Source organism: Glaciimonas sp. PAMC28666 (genome assembly GCF_016917355.1).
In the GTDB taxonomy this organism is placed as follows: domain Bacteria; phylum Pseudomonadota; class Gammaproteobacteria; order Burkholderiales; family Burkholderiaceae_D; genus Glaciimonas.
The window spans coordinates 1,176,968-1,199,051 of the sequence record NZ_CP070304.1; the positions used below are offsets into that span (position 1 = coordinate 1,176,968).

The following is a 22,084-nucleotide window of genomic DNA, read 5'->3' on the forward strand; positions in this document are numbered from 1 at the left end:
CAACGTTTCGTTACCGACTATCAGAACGCTTCCTTTTATTGATTTCGCCTGCTATAATCGCCCTCTTCCCAATTTAACCATGGTTTGAATTTACATGACCACAATTCGTCTTAAAGAAAACGAGCCGTTCGAAGTCGCAATGCGTCGCTTCAAGCGCACCATCGAAAAAACAGGTCTATTGACCGAGTTGCGCGCGCGCGAGTTTTACGAGAAGCCGACAGCTGAACGTAAGCGTAAGCTAGCAGCTGCAGTGAAGCGTCATTACAAACGCATCCGCAGCCAGCAATTGCCGAAAAAGCTGTACTGATTCTTCACCGCGTTTATTGCGGTGGCAAGACAAGAATTACAAACCCGCTCCGGTGTTGTTCCGCAGCGGGTTTTCCCATTTATCAGACTTATTTCGGAACTGATGTAGGGCTTGTAAAGGCAAAGCGCCAAAAGTGCAGCGATCGGAATGTACCTTTTCAGTACATCTGATCTGTCTACACTGCGCACTGCAATGGTCGCGAGAGGCGGCAGGTTCCACAAAATTCTATTGATTTTATCCTGGAGAATCACATGGGCCTTAAAGAACAAATCACCGAAGATATGAAGGCAGCGATGCGCGCCAAAGAGACAGCGAAACTCAATACGATTCGCCTGATCACTGCCGCAATCAAACAAAAAGAAGTCGACGAGCGGATTACTGTTACCGATACGCAAGTGCTGGCCATCATTGAAAAGATGATCAAGCAACGTAAAGACTCGATAACCCAATTTGAGGCCGGAAATCGCCAGGATTTAGCGGACATCGAAAAAGCGGAACTCCTCATCCTTGCCGCGTATATGCCAGCAGGTCTGTCCGATGCAGAAATACAGGCAGAAGTCGCAGCCGCCGTGAGCGCCAGCGGCGCTGCTGGTCCGCCAGACATGGGCAAAGTGATGGCGATATTAAAGCCAAAATTGGCCGGTCGCGCGGACCTCACTGCAGTCTCGGGGCTTGTAAAAGTCGCGTTATTGCCAAAAGCATAATCGGCCCACCAGCCAAACGATCGCTGCAGTGATTCCACAATCCTTTATTCAGGATCTGCTAACCCGCGTTGATATTGTCGACGTGGTGGGTCGCTATGTGCAACTCAAGAAAGGCGGCGCAAACTTCATGGGTTTGTGTCCCTTCCACAACGAAAAATCTCCCAGCTTTACCGTTAGTCCGACCAAACAGTTTTATCACTGCTTTGGATGTGGCGCGCATGGCACGGCGATCGGCTTTTTGATCGAATACTCCGGCCTTGGTTTTGTCGAAGCTGTTAAAGATCTGGCGCAAAATGTAGGCATGGTCGTGCCAGAGAGCGACGATAAAATCCCCCCGGCCCAACGCGCCGCGTATCAAGCCCAAAGCTTAGCGTTATCAGAAGCCATGACTATCGCCTGCGATTTCTATCGACAAAATTTGCGGACTGCGCCGACCGCGGTTGCCTATTTAAAAGGCCGCGGATTAACCGGCGAAGTTGCCGCTAAATTCGGTCTGGGTTACTCGACAGATAATTGGGACAGTTTACGCACGGTCTTCCCGGATTATGAAGTGACCGCACTGGTTGAGTCCGGCCTGGTCATTGATCGAACCGATGAAGAAGGTAACAACCGCAAGCGTTATGACCGCTTTCGCGACCGCATCATGTTTCCAATTCGCAACACGAAAGGCCAGGTAATCGGCTTTGGCGGCCGCGTTATGGGCAATGGAGAGCCCAAATACTTGAATTCCCCGGAAACACCCTTATTTCAAAAAGGGAATGAGTTGTACGGGTTATTTGAAGCGCGACAGGCAATTCGCGATGCAGGTTACGTGTTAGTGACCGAAGGCTATATGGACGTGGTGGCTTTGGCACAATGTGGATTTCCGCAAGCAGTTGCTACTTTAGGAACCGCTTGCACTCCCACGCATGTCCACAAATTGCTGCGGCAAACTGATCAGGTAATTTTCAGCTTCGACGGGGATGGCGCTGGCCGCCGCGCTGCCCGCCGCGCGCTGGACGCTTGCTTGCCGCATGCGAGCGACAACAAGATAATTAAGTTCTTATTTTTGCCAAAAGAGCATGACCCGGATAGCTACGTGCGGGAGCTAGGAACGGAGGCATTTGAGCGAGAGATCCATGACGCGATGCCTTTGTCACAATTTTTACTTAACGAAGTCACCGCTGAAGTGGATTTAAGCACATCGGAAGGCCGGGCCCGCGCACAATTTGATGCAAAGCCGCTACTACAGATCATGCCGCCGTCATCCTTACGCCTGCAAATTGTCCGCGGCTTAGCACAACTGACGCAATCCACCGCAGCCGAAATTGAATCTCTATTTGAACTGGTGAAGCCGATCTCCCGCGCCCGCCAGGCTCCGCCGCGTGGAAATCGCCCTGCACCGGTGGGCATAGAACGACAGATCATACGATTAATGGTGGCGCATCCGTCATTGACGTCAGAGTTGGATGAATCGGCATTAGCGGCAGTCGCCAATTTTGCGCCAGACCGCGCCGAAATGCTGGCCCAGCTGATCGAAGCCAGCCGGACGATGGGCGCACAAGCTAATTTTGCTTCGTTGGCAGAGCATTTACGGGAAGGTGGTGCAGAATTCGAATCGCTGATTGCTGAGATAGCAGCAGAGGCAGAGTCTGATATCGAGACTGCCCGGATGGAATTAACCGATGCTATTCACCAAACAAAAATGCAAGCCCTGAAAGCCGAACTAGCGCAATTAGCCGCCACTGGGTTAGGCACAGAGGAAGCACGCAATCGCTACCGGGAGTTAATTCTGCAACAAGAGCATTTGAGGCGTAAGGCAGAAGCTGAAGTGGCGCAGCGTTAATATTATTGTCGCGATGCAATATACCTGGACGTCAACATGGAACGTTAATCGGTAAGAGTCATCAAATAACAAAATAGAGGGTCAAAAAACGCTGCTCTTGAATTGGAGAAGTGACCCTCCATATGCTATAATAGAAGGCTTTGGATTCAGTGCTTTAGGTACCACACGACGTACGACTTAGCGTACCTTAGCGTACTAAACGGACACAATCAACACTCAGTGCCTGAGAATTTCAGAGATGGAATGTTTTGAAGTGTAAATAACAAAGTTGGAGATTGGCGCTCAGATACTTGAAAGTGTATTGATCAGATTTTTGATATCAATACGTGTAAGTTGGAAGATTACCTTGGCCTAAGCAAAGCACCATAAAGCATCGCGCAAATTAGTGTAACCGGTTTGGTAAATGATTCCATGGTGAACGCAATGAAGAAACCCGCGAAAACCCAGACAATTTCAACCAGGATAACGAAGCCGACTGCGACAAAATTGGCCGCGCACTCTTCAACTGTAAAACCCATTAAAACGACCGCTATCAAGTCGCTTAGTAAAACGGCAGGAAAATCGCCGGGTCAGGTAATTAATGGCCCTGACACCAAAAAACTAGCGCCTGAAGTAGCCGTCATCGCTGCTCCTAAGGCAGTTTCCAAGGCGGCTGCAACGCCCACGAAAAAAAGTGCATCAAGTACTGTTGCCAAGCCAGTATCTGTGAAATCGAAAGCCCCTGTGCCAAACAAGAAACCCTTACTCAAAGTCGTCAAGTCGCCTAAAAACATCGCTGCTGAAATAGTAGTTGTCCCGAAGGACATGAGCGTGATGATCGGATCAGGCGTTAGTCAGACTACCGATGCCGCAACTCTGGCAGCAATCGACACGTCCAGCTACATTTTACCTTCGGTTAAAGTGCCGGGTCGCCGTGGCCGCAAGCCGAAAGAATTTCAGCCTGAGAACGACGAAATCGCTGCGTTAAACGCGGTTGAGCGTGCCGAACTTAAAGCTGTCGATAAAGCTAAGGCCAAGGATCGGAAAGCCAAGGAAAAAGCGCTGTTGAAAGACGCCTTCTCCTCAGACACCGAAGCCTCCGAAGAAGAACTCGAAGCGCGTCGTCAAAAACTGAAGACATTGATTAAAATGGGCAAGGAACGTGGTTTCCTGACCTATTCGGAAATCAACGATCATCTGCCTGAAAACATCATCGATCCGGAAGCGATTGAAGGCATCATCGGCACATTCAGCGATATGGGTATTGCTGTTTCAGAGCATGCACCAGACGCCGAAACACTGCTCTTGTCCGACAACGTGGCAACCGTTACCAGCGACGACGAAGCAGAAGCAGCCGCCGAAGCCGCACTCTCCACCGTTGACTCAGACTTCGGACGCACCACCGATCCTGTCCGCATGTATATGCGTGAAATGGGTTCGGTCGAATTGCTGACGCGCGAAGGTGAAATCGAAATCGCGAAACGCATCGAAGATGGCCTGAAAGATATGATTCAGGCTATTTCGGCATGCCCGACAACGATCGCAGAAATTATTCTTGCCGCTGAAAGAATTTCAAAAGACGAAATCAAGATCGATGAAATCGTCGATGGTCTGGTCGACCTCAATGCCACGGACGAGGCAGTAACGGCAGCCGTAGCAACCGCTGATGAAGAAACTGACGAAGAAGAAGAAGACGAAGAAGAAGCGGAAGAGGAAGAGGAAGAAGCCAACAGCAACTCCGGCGCAGCAGGATTCTCGGCAGAACAGCTTGAGCAACTAAAGCGCGACGCGCTGGCCAAGTTCGAAACCATTTCTACGCAATTTGACAAGATGCGTAAAGCCTTCGAAAAAGAAGGTTACAACTCAAAACCTTACGTCAAGGCGCAAGAAATCATCTCGTACGAACTTCTCGGGATTCGCTTTACCGCCAAGGTTGTTGAAAAACTGTGCGATACATTGCGCGGTCAGGTCGACGAAGTACGCAAGATTGAGCGCCAAATTCTCGACGTTGCAGTCAACAAGTGCGACATGCCGCGTCTGCACTTCATCAAAGTGTTTCCAGGCAACGAAACCAATCTCGACTGGGTTGACGGTGAAGTCAACGGCAATCATCCGTACAGTATTGTACTGAGCCGTAACGTCCCGGCAGTGAAAGAGTTACAGCAACGCCTGATAGATCTGCAAGCGCGCGTTGTTTTGCCATTACCAGATCTGCGCGGCATCAACAAAAAGATGGGCGCTGGTGAGAAAAAAGCCCGAATGGCAAAACGCGAAATGACCGAGGCTAACTTGCGCCTGGTGATTTCGATCGCAAAAAAATACACCAACCGCGGTCTGCAATTCCTGGATTTGATTCAGGAAGGCAATATCGGCTTGATGAAAGCGGTCGATAAATTTGAATACCGTCGCGGCTATAAATTCTCGACGTACGCAACCTGGTGGATACGTCAGGCGATCACCCGTTCGATCGCCGACCAGGCACGGACTATCCGAATTCCGGTTCACATGATCGAAACGATCAACAAAATGAACCGTATTTCTCGTCAAATTTTGCAGGAAACCGGCGCAGAGCCCGATCCAGCAACATTAGCGATCAAGATGGAAATGCCGGAAGATAAAATCCGCAAGATCATGAAGATCGCCAAAGAACCGATTTCGATGGAAACACCGATTGGCGATGACGACGATTCACATCTGGGCGATTTCATTGAGGACAACAATACTCTGGCGCCGGCAGATGCAGCATTGCACGCATCCATGCGCGGTGTAGTCAAAGACATCCTCGATTCACTGACACCACGCGAAGCCAAAGTGCTGCGCATGCGCTTCGGTATCGAAATGTCGACTGATCACACGCTGGAAGAAGTCGGAAAACAATTTGACGTAACGCGTGAGCGTATCCGTCAAATAGAAGCCAAAGCATTACGCAAACTGCGTCATCCTTCGCGTTCCGACAAGCTGAAGAGCTTCCTTGAAGGTAACTAAAAAACGGTAATCGGGTCTGCATCGATATTCTTGCGTAGCAATTTTCAACAATAGTTGCTACCAAGAGCTAAATTCTTCTACAATGCGGATCCGCTTATATAACATTAGTGCCAGCGAGTACCGGGCATCAATAATAGTTTAAGTAGGAAATCGGCCCCCTAGCTCATGCTTGGTTAGAGCAGCGGACTCATAATCCGTTGGTGCGCAGTTCGACTCTGCGGGGGGCCACCAGAATTAGGTATAAAAATCAAAGGGTTACGAGCTTCGGCTGGTGACCCTTTTTTAATTTCAGCTTCCAGAAGCGCTCCATGTATCAGACGGGTAGTCTGGTTTAGGGGGTGACCTCACCATCACAGATATAGAGCCGGGACAATACACCTGCACCATGCCTAGTCGCTGTTTAATTCATTATGAAATGCTTCATAAATTTCTTTGACTGTGTTTCCGTTGAATGTCCAATATGGGGATGGCTGAATTGGGTAATCCAAGGCTAAATTTAATAATTTTCTTGTCGGCACTATCAGTGAACATACGGCGCCTTCAAAGCTCACTTTCCGTTCACCCGCGACGATTACTTGAATGGTTCCGTCCTTGGACACCAAAACGGAGCCGTCTGGAATACCAAGCGCGTGGAAATTCATTAGGGGCCGTTTGGTATTTTTGAGATTTAGCCCGGACTGCTTATCGACAGCATCCAATTCTGTCGTTAACTGTTGCTCAAATTCAAGCGTTATGTCATCGACCTTAAGAAGTTTCAGAACCGCGATAACCCGCTCTGGCTCTATTTTAAAAAATTCTCTGCTCGGATTGAGCCGAGTGTTGCCGAATGCAAAATGCAATGCTTTTTCGACCTCACTCGCGTCTTTAACCTGGCATGCGAAAGCACAATCAAACGGAACTGGTACCCCTGTTCCGTAGAGCTGCTTCATACGCTCTTTGACCTCAAATTGAGACGTTTTCCCGATTTTCACCAATCCCACCATTGCAGGATTTGTGAGTACATACACAATTTGTTTGCTATTGTCTGCCATATTTCCGTCTTCTACCCGTCTCATGTCTTGTCTATAGATTTAAGTAAGTTGCCATACGCCAACTATATTAGTGCAGGTTTAGGTGTCTCGTCGAGCATCAAGCACAAGCGCCTCTATTTTTGGACCGGGACGAGCTCACGCATTTATGTCGTGCTCACTAAACCCTATCATTCTCTCCATGAGACAGGTTCACGCCCAGCGCTGCAAATGCCTCGTTATATACTCTCTCGTCCGTGCACAGGAACATGAGAGCTGACTGATGAGGCGCACGTCGAAGCACGTCGCGCGCTTGCTTGACCGCTGTGCTGCTTACCTTCATCTCGGCCACTATAAATGGCGCACCCTTTGGATGCTTGAACTGATGATGCTCAATCACTCGGCTGGCTACTTTTATGCCGATGGCATTTTCCTCTGTTGCCTTGTGTATGTTCCCGATGGCAATACCAACAACCACACTTTTTCCATCTATGAGTGTGTCAAATGCCGTCAGCCTGGTTTTTTTTCCCAATTTTTCCAAACCAATTTGTGGCAAAAAGGTACTTATAATTTCCATATTGCGTGCTCCCAGGTTAGAACGGTGATCGACAACCGCAAATTAATCTTTTTTGTAGACTGAATCGAACGACCGGATCAGCCTTAACGCTAGCTCGGGCTGAGACGACAACGGTATCAGTTTTTTGACGCATACATCACTTTTGGTCGACTAACTTAGGCAATCTACATATGAACCGACACCAATATTTGAGCGTTGTACTGCACATTTTTACGCGAGAACTATCTCTTTTTTTCCATCGCTTTTCCCCATGTGCTCGGCCTTAACCCCGAGATCACAAAACGCACTAATTTGTCATCGCATCCTCCTACGATGACGCTGAGATCGAGCGGGGGTTTCGGTTGATGCTCGCGCGTAAGCCGCCAATGCCCAAATATCGCAAGCGGTTGAAGACACATCTCGTTACGAAAAAAACCATTTGTATTGTCGTCGGCGTAGCAGGAACGGGCGTTAATGTAGCGTGGCAAGATCAATTTCGAATCTACGCATCGCAACTAACCAGGGATACATTATGTTTACGCTCAATCGCTCAAGTAAAACCATTGTCCTGACCGCACTCATTGCGATCTTTGCTAGCGCGGCAGGTAGTGCTATGGCCGAAACGACCTGGCAAAAAAAACCATCCCCGCCGCGCAGAGGTTAACAGCCGGCTTCAAAATCAAAATAAGCGTATCAAGACTGAAGTTAAAGATGGCCAAATAACCAAGGCACAGGCCAAAGGCCTGCATCAAGATGACCATGCGATTCGCCAGGAAGAGCGAGATATGTCAAAGCAAAACGGCAGCCACATCACAAAACCCGAACAATCAGTTTTGAATCAGCAAGAAAATGGCGTAAGCAGACAGATCGGTAAGTAACTGGATTTTGCAGTCGTTATGACAAAAAATGGCAACAGAGTTGATTCTGCTGCCATTTTTGCGCTCGTCTTCATACTGTTCTTCTAATATTGCGCTCACCTCAGGTAAAGCTTCTTACGGTCGTGGGGCGATGGGCGATATGAGCTTTAATAAATCCCCGCCTATAGCCATAAAAAGAAACATCAGCGCGAAGCCAATTCGCACCGATCGGTAACCGCCTCAAACGCGGGCTTTCAATTTGCTAAAGCTTTCGCCCCAGCCGTTTTTCAACCTGTTGTCGCTCCCAATCAGCACCAAAAAACGGGAATAGATCAAACAGGGTCAAGGCACGAATAATAATCGCGAAACCCCAGCCCAATGCTGGCCATACGAACCAGATATGCGTTGGACTGTGGGTCATATTTATCGCGGCAAGAAATCCAATGACAAGGACATATAGAACGAGATGTAAGTAAAACCGCTTCAATTTACGTACATGGCGAAATGCAAGAACTTCGTCCGTTGGATATCCCTGGCTTGTAAGTGTATTCATATCAGACCCCATTTGTAAGCTTGAGAAATCGATCTCAAAGACGGCTGCCAGTGATTTCAGAGATTCCGTACTAGCACCTTTTCCTTGTTCGATGCGTTGGATGGTGCGAACGCTCAGATCGCTAAGCTCTGCCAATTGCTGTTGTGACCATCCGCGTTGCAGTCTCAGTTTTTGTAAAAGCATGTAGAACTCCTGTTAATACTGGACCATTGGACTTTCACAGTTGATTCTCGAGCACCCGAAAGGTGTAACAAAATGGGCCGTGACAGGCCGCTAGTCTTGTCCATTATTCGCTTTGCCGCCACGTCATTTGCACGACATTTGCATGACAAAACAGGTGCCAGTCGCGCAAATGTCTATTTTTTACATTTCTTCGATTCAATTCTACGGTTTAAGCTGCGTACAGGTCTGAGATATGGCGCCTTATCACCCAAAATACAGCTAACCAAACTAAGCAGCCTGCTCCGCCAAAAAGGTACGAAATAAAGCCGCGGACTGGAGCGGACGTTCAAGCGTTGGTAAATGCCCACAATGTTCAATAAGATGCCACTGGGCATGCGGTATTGCATCCGCCATTCGACGACCCATGTCGACAGCTGCTAGCGCGTCTTCAGCGCCCCAGGTCACTAATACGGGCATCGTCAACTCGCCCAATCTGCTGCTCACGTCCGCACGACCTCTCACAGCGCGGGCCTGCGCTGCAGCGGCAGGGCCACCGATGCTTTCTGCCATCGCCCTGAACGTAGCCGCGGAATCGATATCAGCCTTGCGCACGACCAGTCCGGAAAGGAAGTCGAACACTGCCGCGGGCGTCTGGTCCAAACGTTGTGCCAGTTCAGTACCACCTTGCGCGGCCGCACCCGGATCGCAACCCATTAGCCACAATGCAGTCACACGTTCGGGCGCGGCGAGCGCTATTGCTAGCGCTAGATTGCCACCGTAAGAAGTGCCGACCAAAACAAACTTCTCGGGGCTACGGGCCAGAATATCGGTAACACTATCAACCAAACAAGGTAATGGTGAGAGCAAAACATCTGCCGAAATGAGGTCTCCCAGATCGTCAATGACGTCACGGTAAAGTCTTGCATCGCACAATAAAGCAGGAATGAAAACTACTGGAAATATTGTGACCATTGCATTTTTCCTTTGGGAAATCTTGCAAAACGTGAGAATTTATTTTTATGGTGTACGTGACCAGCGTATTAATCTGAAAGCGCCAGGCGCATAGGTTGCGCCGGGTTGGCGCACATGTGTTCAGTCCAGTTGAATTGGACGACACGATCCTGGGTGCCAGAAACTGGGTGCCCTCAAATGCAGGACACTCATCCGATCAAAATCGTGCTCAGCTGTTGCGGGCATCATGGAATGATGACGATTTTTCCACTGACCTTACGTTGCATCATCGCATTCAAGGCTTCGCAAACGCCGGCAAGCGGATAACGGGCAGATACCAATGGTTTGATTTTTCCCGCTCGGTAGAGTGAAACCAGTTCGATTAAATCGGTCTCTAAATTTGTGGGTTCTCTGCGGATAAAATCACCCCAAAAAACACCCAAAATCGAACAGCCTTTTAACAGCGGCAAATTTAGCGATATTTTGGGAATTTCGCCATCCGCAAAACCAATCACCAGAAAGCGTCCGCGCCACGCCATGCTGCGAATCGCCTGTTCGCTGTAGACGCCACCGACCGGGTCGCACACGACATCAACGCCACGACCATCAGTAATTGCTTTGAGTCGCTCACGCAGGTTTTCAGTAAGATAATTGATACATTCATCGGCTCCGTGCGCTTTACAAACGGCCAATTTTTCGGAGGACGATGCGGCTGCGATCACTCTAGCGCCCAGCGCCTTGGCAATCTCAATAGCAGCAATGCCGATCCCGCCTGCAGCGCCGAAAATTAATACCGTTTCACCTTTTGCGACTTGTGCGCGATCTTTCAAGGCATGATATGCCGTGCCATAAGTCATCAAAAACGTCCCTGCAACCTCGTAAGACATTTCTGCTGGCATCGGGATCAGGCTATCTTCATTAATCGCAATCTCTTCCGCGAACGCGCCCCAACCGGAGAAAGCAATGACTGACTGACCGACCATAAATCGGGTGACCCCGCTACCAACCGATTTGATCACGCCTGCTAACTCACCCCCGGGAGAAAAGGGTAGCGGCGGTTTTATCTGATATTTATTCTGAATGACCAATGAGTCTGGAAAATTCACGCCAGCCGCTTTGACGCTGATAATGACCTGCCCCACATCGGGGATCAGCGACGGAATATCCTCGACCGACAAGATTTCTGGCGGCCCATATTGATGACATAGGACTGCTCGCATTTTCACATTCTCCTGAATAACTTCTCAAATCCGCTCATCTATCTTGCGTCAGAGCGCGGGCCAATTTTTGGCGCTTGCGTTTTATTTGGCGCTTGCGTTTTATCATGCTGATGATTTTAAAACGTGGCGTTCAATGTCAAATTGTTGGTCCCATGGGATACCCTTTTTTCGCTCGGCTTGTAGCGTCAATTTCAGCAATGACGCCACGAACTAATTTTTAGCGATTTAAAAACACCCCCATCAAGGATACGTAAAAAATCCGCGTCCGGATTTACGGCCCATGTAACCCGCGGCGACCATCTCTTTCAACAGCGGTGCCGGACGGTATTTAGAGTCGTTAAATCCGTCATAAAGCACTTCCATTACCGCTAGCAAGGTATCGAGACCGATCATGTCGGCTAATGCCAGCGGGCCGATCGGATGTTTGCATCCAAGCTTCATACCGATATCGATTGCCTCGGCGGTGGCCAATCCTTCAGAAAGCACAAAGATAGCCTCATTGATCATCGGGCATAAGATACGGTTAACCACGAAACCAGGATTGTTGCGCACCGTAATCGGGCTTTTGTTCAATCGTTGAGCGAATTCTTCAACCTTTGCATGGGTGGCATCACTGGTTTGAAGCCCTCGGATTAACTCGACCAACTCCATCAGCGGCACCGGATTGAAGAAGTGCATGCCGATTACTTTGTCCGCACGCTTGGTCGCTGCAGCCAGTTTCGTGATGGAAATAGATGACGTGTTGGTGGCAAGAATCACATTCTCGCCGATCACGCCGTCTACGTCTTGCAAGAGTTTTATCTTGAGTGCCTGATTTTCAGTCGCTGCTTCAATCACCAAATCGACAGACTTAAGCGCATTGATATCGGTCGTGCCCGTAATCAATGCTATCGCGGCGTCTTTTTCGGCCACGCTCAAGGTATGGTTTTTGACCAATCGGTCCAAACTGTTGACTATTTTTGCAATGCCTTTCTGAACTGCTGCCTCATTAATATCCAGCATCAGAACCGGAATACCCACCATTGCACAGGACTGCGCAATTCCGTTGCCCATGATCCCGGCGCCGATAACCCCGACTGCATTGATTTTAGTCATTGTCGCTTCCTCAATTAAATTGCTACATTGTAAGGCAATTACTTTCCTAAAAATTGGGGCGGACGCTTGTCAAAAAAAGCGCTGACGCCTTCGACGAAATCCACAGATTTCGCGCAAGCAATAAAGGATTCGCGTTCAGCCAGCATTTGCTCTTCCATCGTGCGCGCAAACGATGCGCGCATTAATTGTTTGGTCTTGGCGAAAGCGAGAGACGGTCCGGTTACGAGACGTTGCACCAGCACTTCTGTTTCTGCAGCCAGCTCCTCTGCAGGCACCACACGCGTGATAATTCCCAGGCGCTGCGCCTCTGCGGCATCGAAGGTTTCGGCCAACAGCGTGAGTTCCAACGCCTTGTGCAAGCCGACCATGCGCGGCAATGACCAGGAAGCCGAACCGTCCGGACTGGCACCAATCCTGGAATACGCCAGATTGAAACGTGTACCTTCTGCGGCGATTGACAGGTCACAAGCCAAGGCCAAACTGACGCCCGCGCCTGCCACTGCTCCATGCACACTGGCAATAATCAGTTGCGGTAGATTGGTTAAAATTGACAATGCTTTATGCAGCGGATCAATGACGGTCGGGGCTGCTTCTGCAGCCGCGGCCAGATCCACTTTGAAATAGTCGAGATCGCCCCCCGCCATGAACGCACGCCCTTCCCCGCTAATGACAACCACACGGATATCCTGGCTTGCCCTGATACGCTTGCAAATCGTTAGCAGGTCCTCTGCCATGGTCCGATCGAGGGCATTCAGGGCGGCTGGTCGATTGAAACGAATCCTGGCAATCTGCTCTTCCACATCAAACAAAATTGTTGCATCGCTGTTGCTCATGGGCTGTCCCTATTGTTGGGTTTTAATAAAATATTGACGAACCACCGACTCAGCGATGCAGGCTGGCTTGTCGACACCTTCGATCTCAATCGTCGCCTTTAAAACAAGTTGAATACCACCAACAATATCCGCAAGGCTGCTCAACAAAAATCGACCACGAACCCGACTGTCGACCCGCACCGGATTCATAAAACGCACCTTGTTGAGCCCATAATTAATCCCCATTTCGCAGAACGGCAACTCAAAATTGTCTTGATAAAATTTCCCAAGCAACGATAGCGTCAAAAATCCATGAGCGATGGTGCAACCGAACGTCGACTCTTTTGCGGCTCGGGAGACATCGACATGAATCCACTGAAAATCGCCCGTCGCTTCCGCGAATTGGTCGATGCGGCTTTGTGAGATAAGCACCCAATCGGAAACGAAAATCTCATGCCCGATGCGCGTACGCAGAAGTTCCAGGGTGCTGATATCCGGTGGTGGCATGATTTTTTCCTTAACGGGGGCCGACACTGTCATTTTTTATGGCTTTGGGCGCTGGCAACAGCGCGCTGGCCTGATCGCGCAGCGCGCGTTTGAGAAGTTTGCCATTGGCGTTTCGCGGTAATGGCGATTCTGAAAGCGTAAAACTTTCCGGCACCTTGTAGTCAGACAAACGTGCAGCGCAATAGGCCATCAGCACGCCTGGCAAAGCCTCGGCAGATATGTCAGAGTGACGCAAAGTCACGAATGCATGCACACGCTCACCCAGCACCGGGCAAGGCTTGGCGACCACCGCACACTCCAGCACAGCCGGATGTTGGTAAAGCACGTTCTCGACCTCGATGGTAAAAATCTTGTATCCACCACGATTGATCATGTCTTTCATCCGGTCAGCTATCTTGATATAGCCATCGGAACCGATGGATCCGATATCGCCAGAGTGCCAAAAACCGCCGGTAAAATTGTCAGCGGTGGCAGTCGGATTATTCCAATATCCTTTCACCACCATCGGCCCTTTGATCCATATTTCACCCAATGCGCCAGCTTCAACCTCACACCCGGATTCATCGAAAACGGCGATTTCAACGCAAGCCAGAGCACGACCAACGGTGTCATTATGGTCGGCGGTTTCACCCTGCGGCATGAGCGTGGACGGCGACGTTGTTTCTGTCGAGCCGTAGCAATTCATCAGGGTAAGACTCGGTATTTTTTGCGCGAGGCTGGAGATGGTCGCCACCGGCATCGGCGCACCACCGTATCCGCCCACCCGCCATGCGGAAATATCATGCCTGTCAAAGTCCGGTTGCAGCAAACAAAGGTTATACATGGCCGGGACCATCAACGTATAGGTCATGCGTTCAGATGCGGCCAGCGCCAGAAAGTCGGTGGCTTTAAAACTCGGCATGATGACCAGTTTTCCGGCGCATTGCACCATCGTCGCGATCAGTGCAATCAACCCAGTGACATGGCTAAGCGGCACCGAAGCCACGGCGGTGTCGCGGTTCGTCAATCCCATGGCGATCTGCAGATGCATGCCGGAATGGACGATGCCGAGATGCGTCAGTGCCGCGCCCTTCGGCTTGCCGGTTGTGCCGGAGGTATACATGATGGCGACAACATCTTCCTCTTTGACCTTGGTTGAACCGCCCGACGGTGAACCGGTAATCAAGGTGGAAAACTCTTCCGATCCGCTGCAATAACCGATTGATACGCGAGTCTTCAGTGATGGCACCTCCGCGCTAACCGGGAGCCGCTCACCCAATTCGGCTTCATGCACGATCAGGCTTGCCGAGCAATCATTGAGCATATAAGCCAGTCCGGGAGTCTGCTCGCGGACACTGAGCGGAACCGCTATAGCCCCGAGACGGGCGATAGCAAATAAGGTGATAACGAACTCATTACGATTTCCGATGAGCATCGCCACACGGTCCCCGGGACCAATGCCGTGCCTTTCCAGGCCTGTCGCTAAGCGCGCTGAGATGTCCAGCAAATCCTTCCATGTGATACGCTCCGTGCCGCAAACCATGGCATCTCCGTCCGGGTTGCGCAGCACTGCGTTGTCCAACATCGCGTGCAAGCTTTTGGGACGTTCAATAAAACAACGCACCACACGTCCGTCAAAATGTGTTTCCAAGCGCGAGGCAGGCCAGGCGGAGTCCCATTGTTTCATTTCAACTGATCCTTTTGTCGGTTCAATACGGTGCTGTCGCTACGCTTTGGAAAAGTAAAACAGGCTTTGGTGCGAAATGCAATTTTCGTTAGCTTTGGTCAGTTCATTCTTGGCTACTACACCCAAATGTAACTCATCTTGACCATCAATGATGCGCGTCGCTCCTCCCTCTTCAATCCAATCGCGAACATTCGCGTAATCATCCGGATGCTTGCCGAACGTGCGTCTCTTTAATGCGCCGTCGCCGCCCGGCCCGGCGACGGTTCTGCTGACAGGTCGCAAAGTATTTCAACCACTTTACAGGGTGAAACGACGGCACCGCAGTTTGTCGATTGCCGCCGCAGAAGTGCGGAAGCCTTTGTTAGTCGCCGAATCAGAATATCGAGAAACAAGTACACTCGAGCATTTAAACGAGGATCAAAAAATGCTCACTATTCATCATCTCGGAAAATCGCAGTCCGAGCGCATTATCTGGCTCTGCGAGGAACTTGGCCTTCCTTATATCATCAAGCGCTACGAGCGAAATACGGTGACAATGCTTTCCCCGCCGGAGCTAAAAGCGCTTCACCCTTTAGGCGCCGCGCCCGTTATTACTGACGGAGAATTGGTTCTCGGCGAGTCGGGTGCGATCATTGAGTACATCATTGGTAAATACGGTGATGGTCGCCTTGCCCTTGGCCCGGCCAATCCGGACTATGCACAATATCTCTACTGGCTGCACTTTGCCAACGCTAATCTTCAGCCGCACATGGGCCGAAACATGACTCTGCGTCGACTCAATTTAGCATCCGACAATCCAATTCTTGTTGGAGCGAAAGAGCGCCTGGATCGTGGGCTGGCTTTAGTGGAAGCCCATTTAGGCGGCGTAGATTATCTGGCCGGTCGTGAATTCACCGCGGCAGATATCATGATCGTCTTTTCGCTCACAACAATGCGTTACTTCCTGCCATTCGACCTTACTGCCTATCCGCACATCCTGGCATACCTGAAGCGGATCGGCGAACGTACAGGCTATCAGCGTGCGATGGAAAAGGGTGATCCTGGAATGGCACTTCTTCTGACCTGAAAAAGCACACCATACGCAAGCAAAAAGCACCAATCAGGTACCGAAGCCTAGAACATTCAGAAGGGTCTGTGCCAACCATACAATCAACGATGGCACCTACCCTGACTGCAAAATTCCGTACTCAACACCCCCTATAACCGACGTTGTAACGGGCGTCTCGAGTGATCCAACGGGTTGAAGCGGACGCAAAAAATAATCACGCTTCTAGATTATTTATTCCAATAGGTATACGATATAACTCAAGAGTACCTAAGAATACTTGTGCGCACGACTCAAAAATAGGAAGCGTGCACCGTCGCCCGAACTCGCGGTAGGCAAACTTGCCTTGCCCCTTTTCTGCACGATCACTTTTTGGAGACATTGGCAACCGCTGGAACCCTGCTGCATGCTTGCTTCGCGGCCGTGTCCGGTGCTGCCAATGCCAAACGCAATGTACTCAGATGCTGGCAGCCTATAAATCGGCTCTTTGATAACAAGCGAAGGCGCAACGCATCACGAGGTGAAAGATGATAACGAACCCCGAATCAAACCAGCTACAGCATGCCCACGACATATCAGATGCGGAGTGGAACCTACGGGTGCAGTTGGCGGCGGCCTATCGACTGGTTGAATTTTACGGCTGGTCTGAAATGATTTACGGTCATTTGACGGCGCGCGTTCCGGGTTCCGATAATCATTTTTTGATTAATCCGTATGGGCTCAATTATGATGAGATCACGGCATCCAATCTGGTCAAAATTGACCTCGAGGGTAACGTGATTGCAGGGCGACGGCACACTGTCAACTACGCGGGATTTATTATTCATTCGGCGGTGCATATGGTGCGCTCTTCCAATAACCATGTTGTCATGCATACGCACACCCGAGCCGGAATGGCGGTCGCGGCGTTGGAAGAGGGTCTGCAACCGATCTCTATGTTTTCTACCGCATTCCACAGCCGGCTGGCTTACCATGAGTATGAAGGCGCAGCACTCAGACTCGACGAACGTGAACGCATCGTCAAGTCGCTCGGTAACGCTAAAGCGCTGATTCTAAAGAATCATGGATTGCTGGTCGTGGGCAGTACGGTTCCTGAAACTTTCCTGCGCTTGTATCGACTCGAACGCGCTTGTCAGGTTCAGATTGATGCGGCGGCGGCAGGCAAGCTTAATATTATGCCGATTACACTGGCGGCGCAATCCGGGGCAGATCTCGACAGTTTTCAGAGTCTGCATCCGCAGGGTGAAGGTGGCGTTGAGTTCGAGGCGCTCATGCGCAAGCTTGACCGGATTGATAATAGTTACCGGCATTGAGCAAGTACCGATTTTCAATAAGTAGACGATCTGCTCCAAAATAAAAAAGCGCATTACGGTGAACGTAATGCGCTTTTATACTTTGCGGCCAATTTTCCTGCTAACCGCAAGGAGCCTTTAGCAAGTCGTCGGGACTATTCTCGCTGCGATTAAACCAATGTCAGCGTGACGTCAACGTTACCGCGGGTTGCGTTCGAATATGGGCAAACGTGATGCGCCTTGTCGACCAATGTTTTTGCTGCTGCTTTGTCCATGCCCGGGATCGATATTTTTAGTTCGACTTCAATACCGAATCCACCTGGGATTTGACCAATGCCAACCAGGCCAGTGATCGATGTGTCTGCTGGCAATGTGATTTTATCTTGTGATGCAACGAATTTCATTGCGCCAATGAAGCAAGCTGAATAACCCGCTGCAAATAATTGCTCTGGATTGCTGCCAGCTGCGCCTGCACCGCCGAGTTCTTTCGGTGTTGTCAATTTTACGTCCAGGATGCCATCGGAGGTAGTAGCGCGACCATCACGACCGCCAGTTGCTGTGGCTGAGGCTGTAAACAGAATTTTTTCGACTGACATGGTGTTTCCTTTTTTCAAATTGAATGAAATGGCCGCTTAAGCAATCCGTTGAAACCAATCAGTCGGCCGTACTGAAAAGTTCGGATAAAAATGATAAGCCTTACGCAAAGTCGCCCTTGGCGTTTTACTTTCCTGCTCGGCTGTTCGGGGCAGTGCCCGTTAGCTGGGACGATTTTGCGTAAGTCGTAAATTAGATCGATTACCTGACGCTGCAATTTCAAAAATGCTAATAAGTCTCTTTTTAAGACATTTCGGGTCCAAGAAGCTTATCTCGTATTTTTAATAAATATATAACTTACACAATAAAATTGCGCACAACTTAATTTGCACTATACCTTAAATAATAAACCTGTGCTTCGATCAAGTCACGTTGAGATCCATTATCGCCAGGTCGTTAGCGCTACCACAAAGTCGTGGGCGTCTAAACGTTACTTGCCATGGCAGCGCGCAACCTCTGCAATTGCCCCGTCAGCGCACGCAGCTCATCTAACGAACACTGTGCGGCGCAACTCACTTGCTGCGGAATCAACCGCGCATCTTGCCGCAATGCATTTCCTTGATCGGTCAGACTAACGATGACTTGCCGCTCATCCTTTACCGAGCGCTGGCGCCTGACCAAACCACCAAGTTCAAGTCTTTTTAGCAAAGGCGTTAATGTTCCAGAATCCAGATACAAACGCTCCCCAACTTCCGAAACGGTGACCGCGTCCCTCTCCCACAAGGTTAACATGACCAAATACTGCGGGTAAGTTATGCCTAATGATTGCAAAAAGGGCTTGTAAATCTTGGTCATCGTCAACGATGCCGAATACAGCGCGAAACACAGTTGGTTATCTAGCAGCAAATCCTCAGATTCAAAAGCATCGGCCTCAGATCCTACTTCGTTGCCTACGTCATTTTTGAGGTGCGATTCCATAACTTGAATAATACGCAGCGTAAAATTAAATTGCAAGCAATTTAATTTGCAATTTTCATCCAAGGAAAAACATTTTGAGCGCCTATTAATGAAACAAGGCGTTCAGTGACAGCACGCAATACCCTCTACTCAAAACTCAATACAGTGACAGCAATCTACCAACGACCAGAAATTCCGCGTCCGAAGCATGCATTCGAATCACGCTCCTTCTAGGTTATCTGGCTCCGATCGATTGCTGCCACCGTAAAGGGTTAGATACTCATATTCCCAAGTGTACTCGCGCGATAGGCCGCCACAAAGGTATCGAAATCGCCGGTTTGGGTGCGCTCGATTTGCTCTTGCTCATCCAATGATTTCGCCGCCATCGCCGTAAAGTAAGCGTGCTCTTCCGCACTTGGCGGATGTGCACGGAATTGCGCGGCATGAACGTTACTTTGACGCAGTGCAAATTGCGCGAAGGTTTCGTTATGCTCCGACAATGCCGCCAATACCTTCGCAGAAGGGGTCAGTTCAGGGGCATGCAATTTTCGACGCTGCTGCTCTACGGCATCGCCGTGCTGGTGATCATCACGCTGCGCGTCCAGCAAGGTTGCGGCAGCGGAAATTTTTTCCAGTAGGGCTAAACCCCATGCTTGCAACGCTATCGGTGCGCCATTGAGTTGCAGCTCCAGACCGGGACGCCGACCTTCTTTAACCGCCTTGGAAAAATTACTGACGTTTTCGACGCTTTCTTCGTCACTGGTACACGGACTTTCATCAAGCGCACAGAAAAGTAGGAAAGCATCGAGAAAACGCCCAGTTTCCAGGCTGATTCCAGTCGGTTCAAACGGATCGATGTCCATGCACCGCACTTCGATGTACTGCACCCCACGTGCCGACAAAGCCTGAATTGGCCGCTCACCGCTGTTGATCACGCGCTTAGGGCGAATGGTCGAGTAGTACTCGTTTTCGATCTGTAATATGTTGGTATTAATCTGTATCCACTCGCCATCAAGATGGGTGCCAATGGCGGCATAAGGGGGATACGACTGACTGACCGCCTGTGACAGACTTTTGATATAGCTATCAAGATTGTTGTAATGCGGCGTTAAGTTTGCCTGGGCCTTGCTCTGGTAACCGAGATCGCTCATACGCAAACTGGTTGCATATGGCAAATATAGCGTGTCGTCATCAAGCGTTTCAAGCTTGTGTTCCTGACCGGCTAAAAAGTTTTTGGACAACGCTGGCGATGCGCCAAACAAATACATTAACAACCAGCTGTAACGGCGAAAATTGCGTATTAATGCAATGTAACCGTCGGACTGAAACGATTTGGTCGTGCAGGTCGCTTGCCCCGCTTCCAGTTGCAGCACGGACCAGATATCGTCCGCTAACGAATAATTATAGTGAATACCTGCAATACATTGCATGCGCTTGCCATAGCGTAACGCCAGGCCGCGCCGATAGACGTGCTTAAGCGTACCGATATGCGAGGTACCGTACCAGGCAATAGGGATTTGCTCTTCGTCCGGCAACTCACAAGGCATGGAGTCGCTCCAGAGCATTTCATCCCCTAACTTGGAATACGCAAAGCGATGAATAGACTCGAGCTCGGTCATCACGACCGCAACATCGTTCTCCGGCGGGGTAATGAACTCTAATAACGACTCCGAATAATCCGTCGTGATCTGCGGTTGCGTCAACGCTGAACCTAACGACCGGGGATGCGGTGTAAGGGCTAACTTACCTTCTGGACTGACACGCAATGTTTCACGCTCTATCCCGCGCAACCCTTTGCCGAGCAAAGCGCGATGCTGTTCTTGTCCAAGTAAAGCCAGACGGCGGGTGTAATAATTTGTCAATTCAGTATCCTTTTAATTGTGCCTTACCGTCTATTTTTTTATATGCGGCGATGGTTATCAGGTGATTCATCGAGTAGCTGAATCAGGCCCAAAAGTCCCCTAGTACGCGAGAATAGCCGAAAATCAAAAAGTGCGTCGGATGCGTTAAATGCAGCGAACTTACGCAATCAACCATCAATGCCGGTTCTTCAAGCATTTGCCTGGATGAAAGTTAATCCACTTTACGCCGCCAGGATGAAAACTGTCGAATTGAGACATATATATACTGAAGCTATATGGCAGCAAAGTCACCTACCGCTCTCTCTACCGCACACGAACCTTTATAATCTTGTTTTAATTCGCTTTTACACCGACCTACTATGCCAGCTCAAATCATTGACGGAACCCTACTTTCACAACAATTGCGGGCCGAGGTTGCCACTCGCGCCGCTGCGCTTACGGCGCTTGGCAAACAGCCCGGACTCGCAGTCATCCTGGTAGGGGAAAGTCCGGCTTCACAAGTATACGTCCGTAATAAGGTTAAGGCCTGTGTAGACAATGGTCTTCATTCGGTATTGGAAAAATATGATGCCGATCTGAGCGAAGCTGACTTATTGGCGCGGATTGACGCACTGAACCACGACCCAAAAATCAACGGTATATTGGTTCAGTTACCCTTACCTGCGCATATTGATGCCAACAAGGTGATTGAAGCCATCGCCGCAGAAAAAGACGTCGACGGTTTTCACATCAGCAATGCCGGATTATTGATGACAGGAAAGCCACTATTCCGTCCGTGCACGCCTTACGGCGTCATGAAAATGCTGGAATCGATTGAGTACCCGGTGCGTGGAGCGCATGCGGTCATCGTAGGCGCGTCAAATATTGTCGGTAAGCCGCAATCAATGTTGCTCTTGCAAGCGGGTGCGACCGTCACCATTTGCAATTCCAAGACCCGCGATCTCGGTCACCACACGCGTCAGGCTGACATTCTTGTCGTTGCCACCGGCAAACGCAACATCGTCACGGCAGACATGGTTAAACCGGGTGCCGTCGTAATCGACGTCGGCATGAATCGCGATGACAATGGCAAACTGTGCGGCGATGTCGACTTTGCCAATGTCAAAGAAGTTGCGGGTTTTATCACCCCGGTGCCAGGCGGCGTCGGGCCGATGACCATCACCATGTTGCTGGTCAATACGATTGAAGCCGCAGAAAGAAACTAATCC

20 protein-coding genes, 1 tRNA gene and 1 pseudogene are annotated in these 22,084 nt (G+C 49.9%); 9 read left to right on the forward strand and 13 right to left on the reverse strand.

The annotated features are described in order from the left end of the window. Positions 1-94: 94 nt before the first annotated feature. From rpsU to JQN73_RS04940, 5 genes are all read left to right on the forward strand, one after another. On the forward strand, positions 95-307 hold the full coding sequence (gene rpsU, locus JQN73_RS04920; protein ID WP_005665410.1) for a 30S ribosomal protein S21: 213 nt from the start codon (positions 95-97) through the stop codon (positions 305-307). A gap of 251 nt (positions 308-558) precedes the next feature. Continuing rightward, on the forward strand, positions 559-1,011 hold the full coding sequence (locus JQN73_RS04925; protein ID WP_205322014.1) for a GatB/YqeY domain-containing protein: 453 nt from the start codon (positions 559-561) through the stop codon (positions 1,009-1,011). A 28-nt stretch (positions 1,012-1,039) separates the two neighbouring features. After that, entirely contained in the window at positions 1,040-2,836 is a 1,797-nt protein-coding gene (gene dnaG / locus JQN73_RS04930; protein WP_205322015.1) for a DNA primase, read from the forward strand. A 423-nt stretch (positions 2,837-3,259) separates the two neighbouring features. Beyond that, positions 3,260-5,800 carry an RNA polymerase sigma factor RpoD gene (gene rpoD, locus JQN73_RS04935; protein WP_370551317.1) on the forward strand — a complete coding sequence of 847 codons (2,541 nt, stop codon included), beginning with the start codon at positions 3,260-3,262 and terminating at the stop codon, positions 5,798-5,800. Between the two features lie 152 nt (positions 5,801-5,952). Then, a tRNA-Ile gene (locus JQN73_RS04940) sits at positions 5,953-6,031 on the forward strand. Positions 6,032-6,189: 158 nt separating this feature from the next. Here JQN73_RS04940 and JQN73_RS04945 read toward each other — a convergent pair. Beyond that, complete coding sequence (locus JQN73_RS04945) at positions 6,190-6,831, reverse strand: GIY-YIG nuclease family protein (RefSeq protein ID WP_205322017.1); 642 nt, start codon at positions 6,829-6,831, stop codon at positions 6,190-6,192. A gap of 157 nt (positions 6,832-6,988) precedes the next feature. After that, positions 6,989-7,384, reverse strand: coding sequence for a hypothetical protein (locus tag JQN73_RS04950; RefSeq protein WP_205322018.1), 396 nt, complete (start codon positions 7,382-7,384; stop codon positions 6,989-6,991). A gap of 511 nt (positions 7,385-7,895) precedes the next feature. On the opposite strand from JQN73_RS04950, the pseudogene JQN73_RS04955 reads away from it, so the two are divergent. Next, positions 7,896-8,241 (forward strand): annotated as a pseudogene (locus JQN73_RS04955) (hypothetical protein). Positions 8,242-8,482: 241 nt separating this feature from the next. On the opposite strand, the gene JQN73_RS04960 reads toward JQN73_RS04955, so the two are convergent. The 8 genes from JQN73_RS04960 to JQN73_RS04995 form a co-directional block, all read right to left on the reverse strand. Next, a complete protein-coding gene (locus JQN73_RS04960) occupies positions 8,483-8,956 on the reverse strand; it encodes a helix-turn-helix domain-containing protein (protein ID WP_205322019.1) in 474 nt (157 codons plus the stop codon). A gap of 267 nt (positions 8,957-9,223) precedes the next feature. Then, positions 9,224-9,907: an alpha/beta fold hydrolase gene (locus JQN73_RS04965; RefSeq protein WP_205322020.1), complete on the reverse strand. Its 684-nt coding sequence runs from the start codon at positions 9,905-9,907 to the stop codon at positions 9,224-9,226. A gap of 224 nt (positions 9,908-10,131) precedes the next feature. Beyond that, a complete protein-coding gene (locus tag JQN73_RS04970) occupies positions 10,132-11,106 on the reverse strand; it encodes an NADPH:quinone oxidoreductase family protein (RefSeq protein ID WP_205322021.1) in 975 nt (324 codons plus the stop codon). Positions 11,107-11,346: 240 nt separating this feature from the next. After that, positions 11,347-12,201 (reverse strand): 3-hydroxybutyryl-CoA dehydrogenase, encoded by an 855-nt coding sequence (locus JQN73_RS04975; protein ID WP_205322022.1) that lies wholly within the window; start codon positions 12,199-12,201, stop codon positions 11,347-11,349. A gap of 38 nt (positions 12,202-12,239) precedes the next feature. Continuing rightward, the gene (locus tag JQN73_RS04980) at positions 12,240-13,034 is read right to left on the reverse strand and encodes an enoyl-CoA hydratase/isomerase family protein (RefSeq protein ID WP_205322023.1); all 795 of its coding nucleotides are present in this window, start codon (positions 13,032-13,034) and stop codon (positions 12,240-12,242) included. Positions 13,035-13,043: 9 nt separating this feature from the next. Further along, entirely contained in the window at positions 13,044-13,520 is a 477-nt protein-coding gene (locus tag JQN73_RS04985) for a MaoC family dehydratase (protein ID WP_205322024.1), read from the reverse strand. A 10-nt stretch (positions 13,521-13,530) separates the two neighbouring features. Then, a complete protein-coding gene (locus JQN73_RS04990; RefSeq protein ID WP_205322025.1) occupies positions 13,531-15,186 on the reverse strand; it encodes a class I adenylate-forming enzyme family protein in 1,656 nt (551 codons plus the stop codon). A gap of 39 nt (positions 15,187-15,225) precedes the next feature. Further along, complete coding sequence (locus JQN73_RS04995) at positions 15,226-15,468, reverse strand: hypothetical protein (RefSeq protein WP_205322026.1); 243 nt, start codon at positions 15,466-15,468, stop codon at positions 15,226-15,228. Between the two features lie 43 nt (positions 15,469-15,511). Here JQN73_RS04995 and JQN73_RS05000 point away from each other — a divergent pair, with 43 nt between their 5' ends. After that, positions 15,512-16,252: a glutathione S-transferase family protein gene (locus JQN73_RS05000; protein ID WP_240162434.1), complete on the forward strand. Its 741-nt coding sequence runs from the start codon at positions 15,512-15,514 to the stop codon at positions 16,250-16,252. Positions 16,253-16,758: 506 nt separating this feature from the next. After that, positions 16,759-17,544, forward strand: a complete 786-nt coding sequence (locus tag JQN73_RS05005; protein WP_205322027.1) for a class II aldolase/adducin family protein — start codon at positions 16,759-16,761, stop codon at positions 17,542-17,544. Between the two features lie 149 nt (positions 17,545-17,693). On the opposite strand, the gene JQN73_RS05010 is transcribed toward JQN73_RS05005, so the two are convergent. The 3 genes from JQN73_RS05010 to gshA form a co-directional block, all read right to left on the reverse strand. After that, positions 17,694-18,119 (reverse strand): organic hydroperoxide resistance protein, encoded by a 426-nt coding sequence (locus tag JQN73_RS05010; RefSeq protein ID WP_205322028.1) that lies wholly within the window; start codon positions 18,117-18,119, stop codon positions 17,694-17,696. 421 nt (positions 18,120-18,540) lie between these two features. Further along, the gene (locus JQN73_RS05015; RefSeq protein WP_205322029.1) at positions 18,541-19,035 is read right to left on the reverse strand and encodes a MarR family winged helix-turn-helix transcriptional regulator; all 495 of its coding nucleotides are present in this window, start codon (positions 19,033-19,035) and stop codon (positions 18,541-18,543) included. A 251-nt stretch (positions 19,036-19,286) separates the two neighbouring features. After that, positions 19,287-20,876 (reverse strand): glutamate--cysteine ligase, encoded by a 1,590-nt coding sequence (gene gshA / locus JQN73_RS05020; protein WP_205322030.1) that lies wholly within the window; start codon positions 20,874-20,876, stop codon positions 19,287-19,289. Between the two features lie 359 nt (positions 20,877-21,235). Here gshA and folD point away from each other — a divergent pair, with 359 nt between their 5' ends. Beyond that, positions 21,236-22,081 (forward strand): bifunctional methylenetetrahydrofolate dehydrogenase/methenyltetrahydrofolate cyclohydrolase FolD, encoded by an 846-nt coding sequence (folD, locus tag JQN73_RS05025; protein ID WP_205322031.1) that lies wholly within the window; start codon positions 21,236-21,238, stop codon positions 22,079-22,081. The last annotated feature ends 3 nt before the right edge of the window (positions 22,082-22,084 follow it).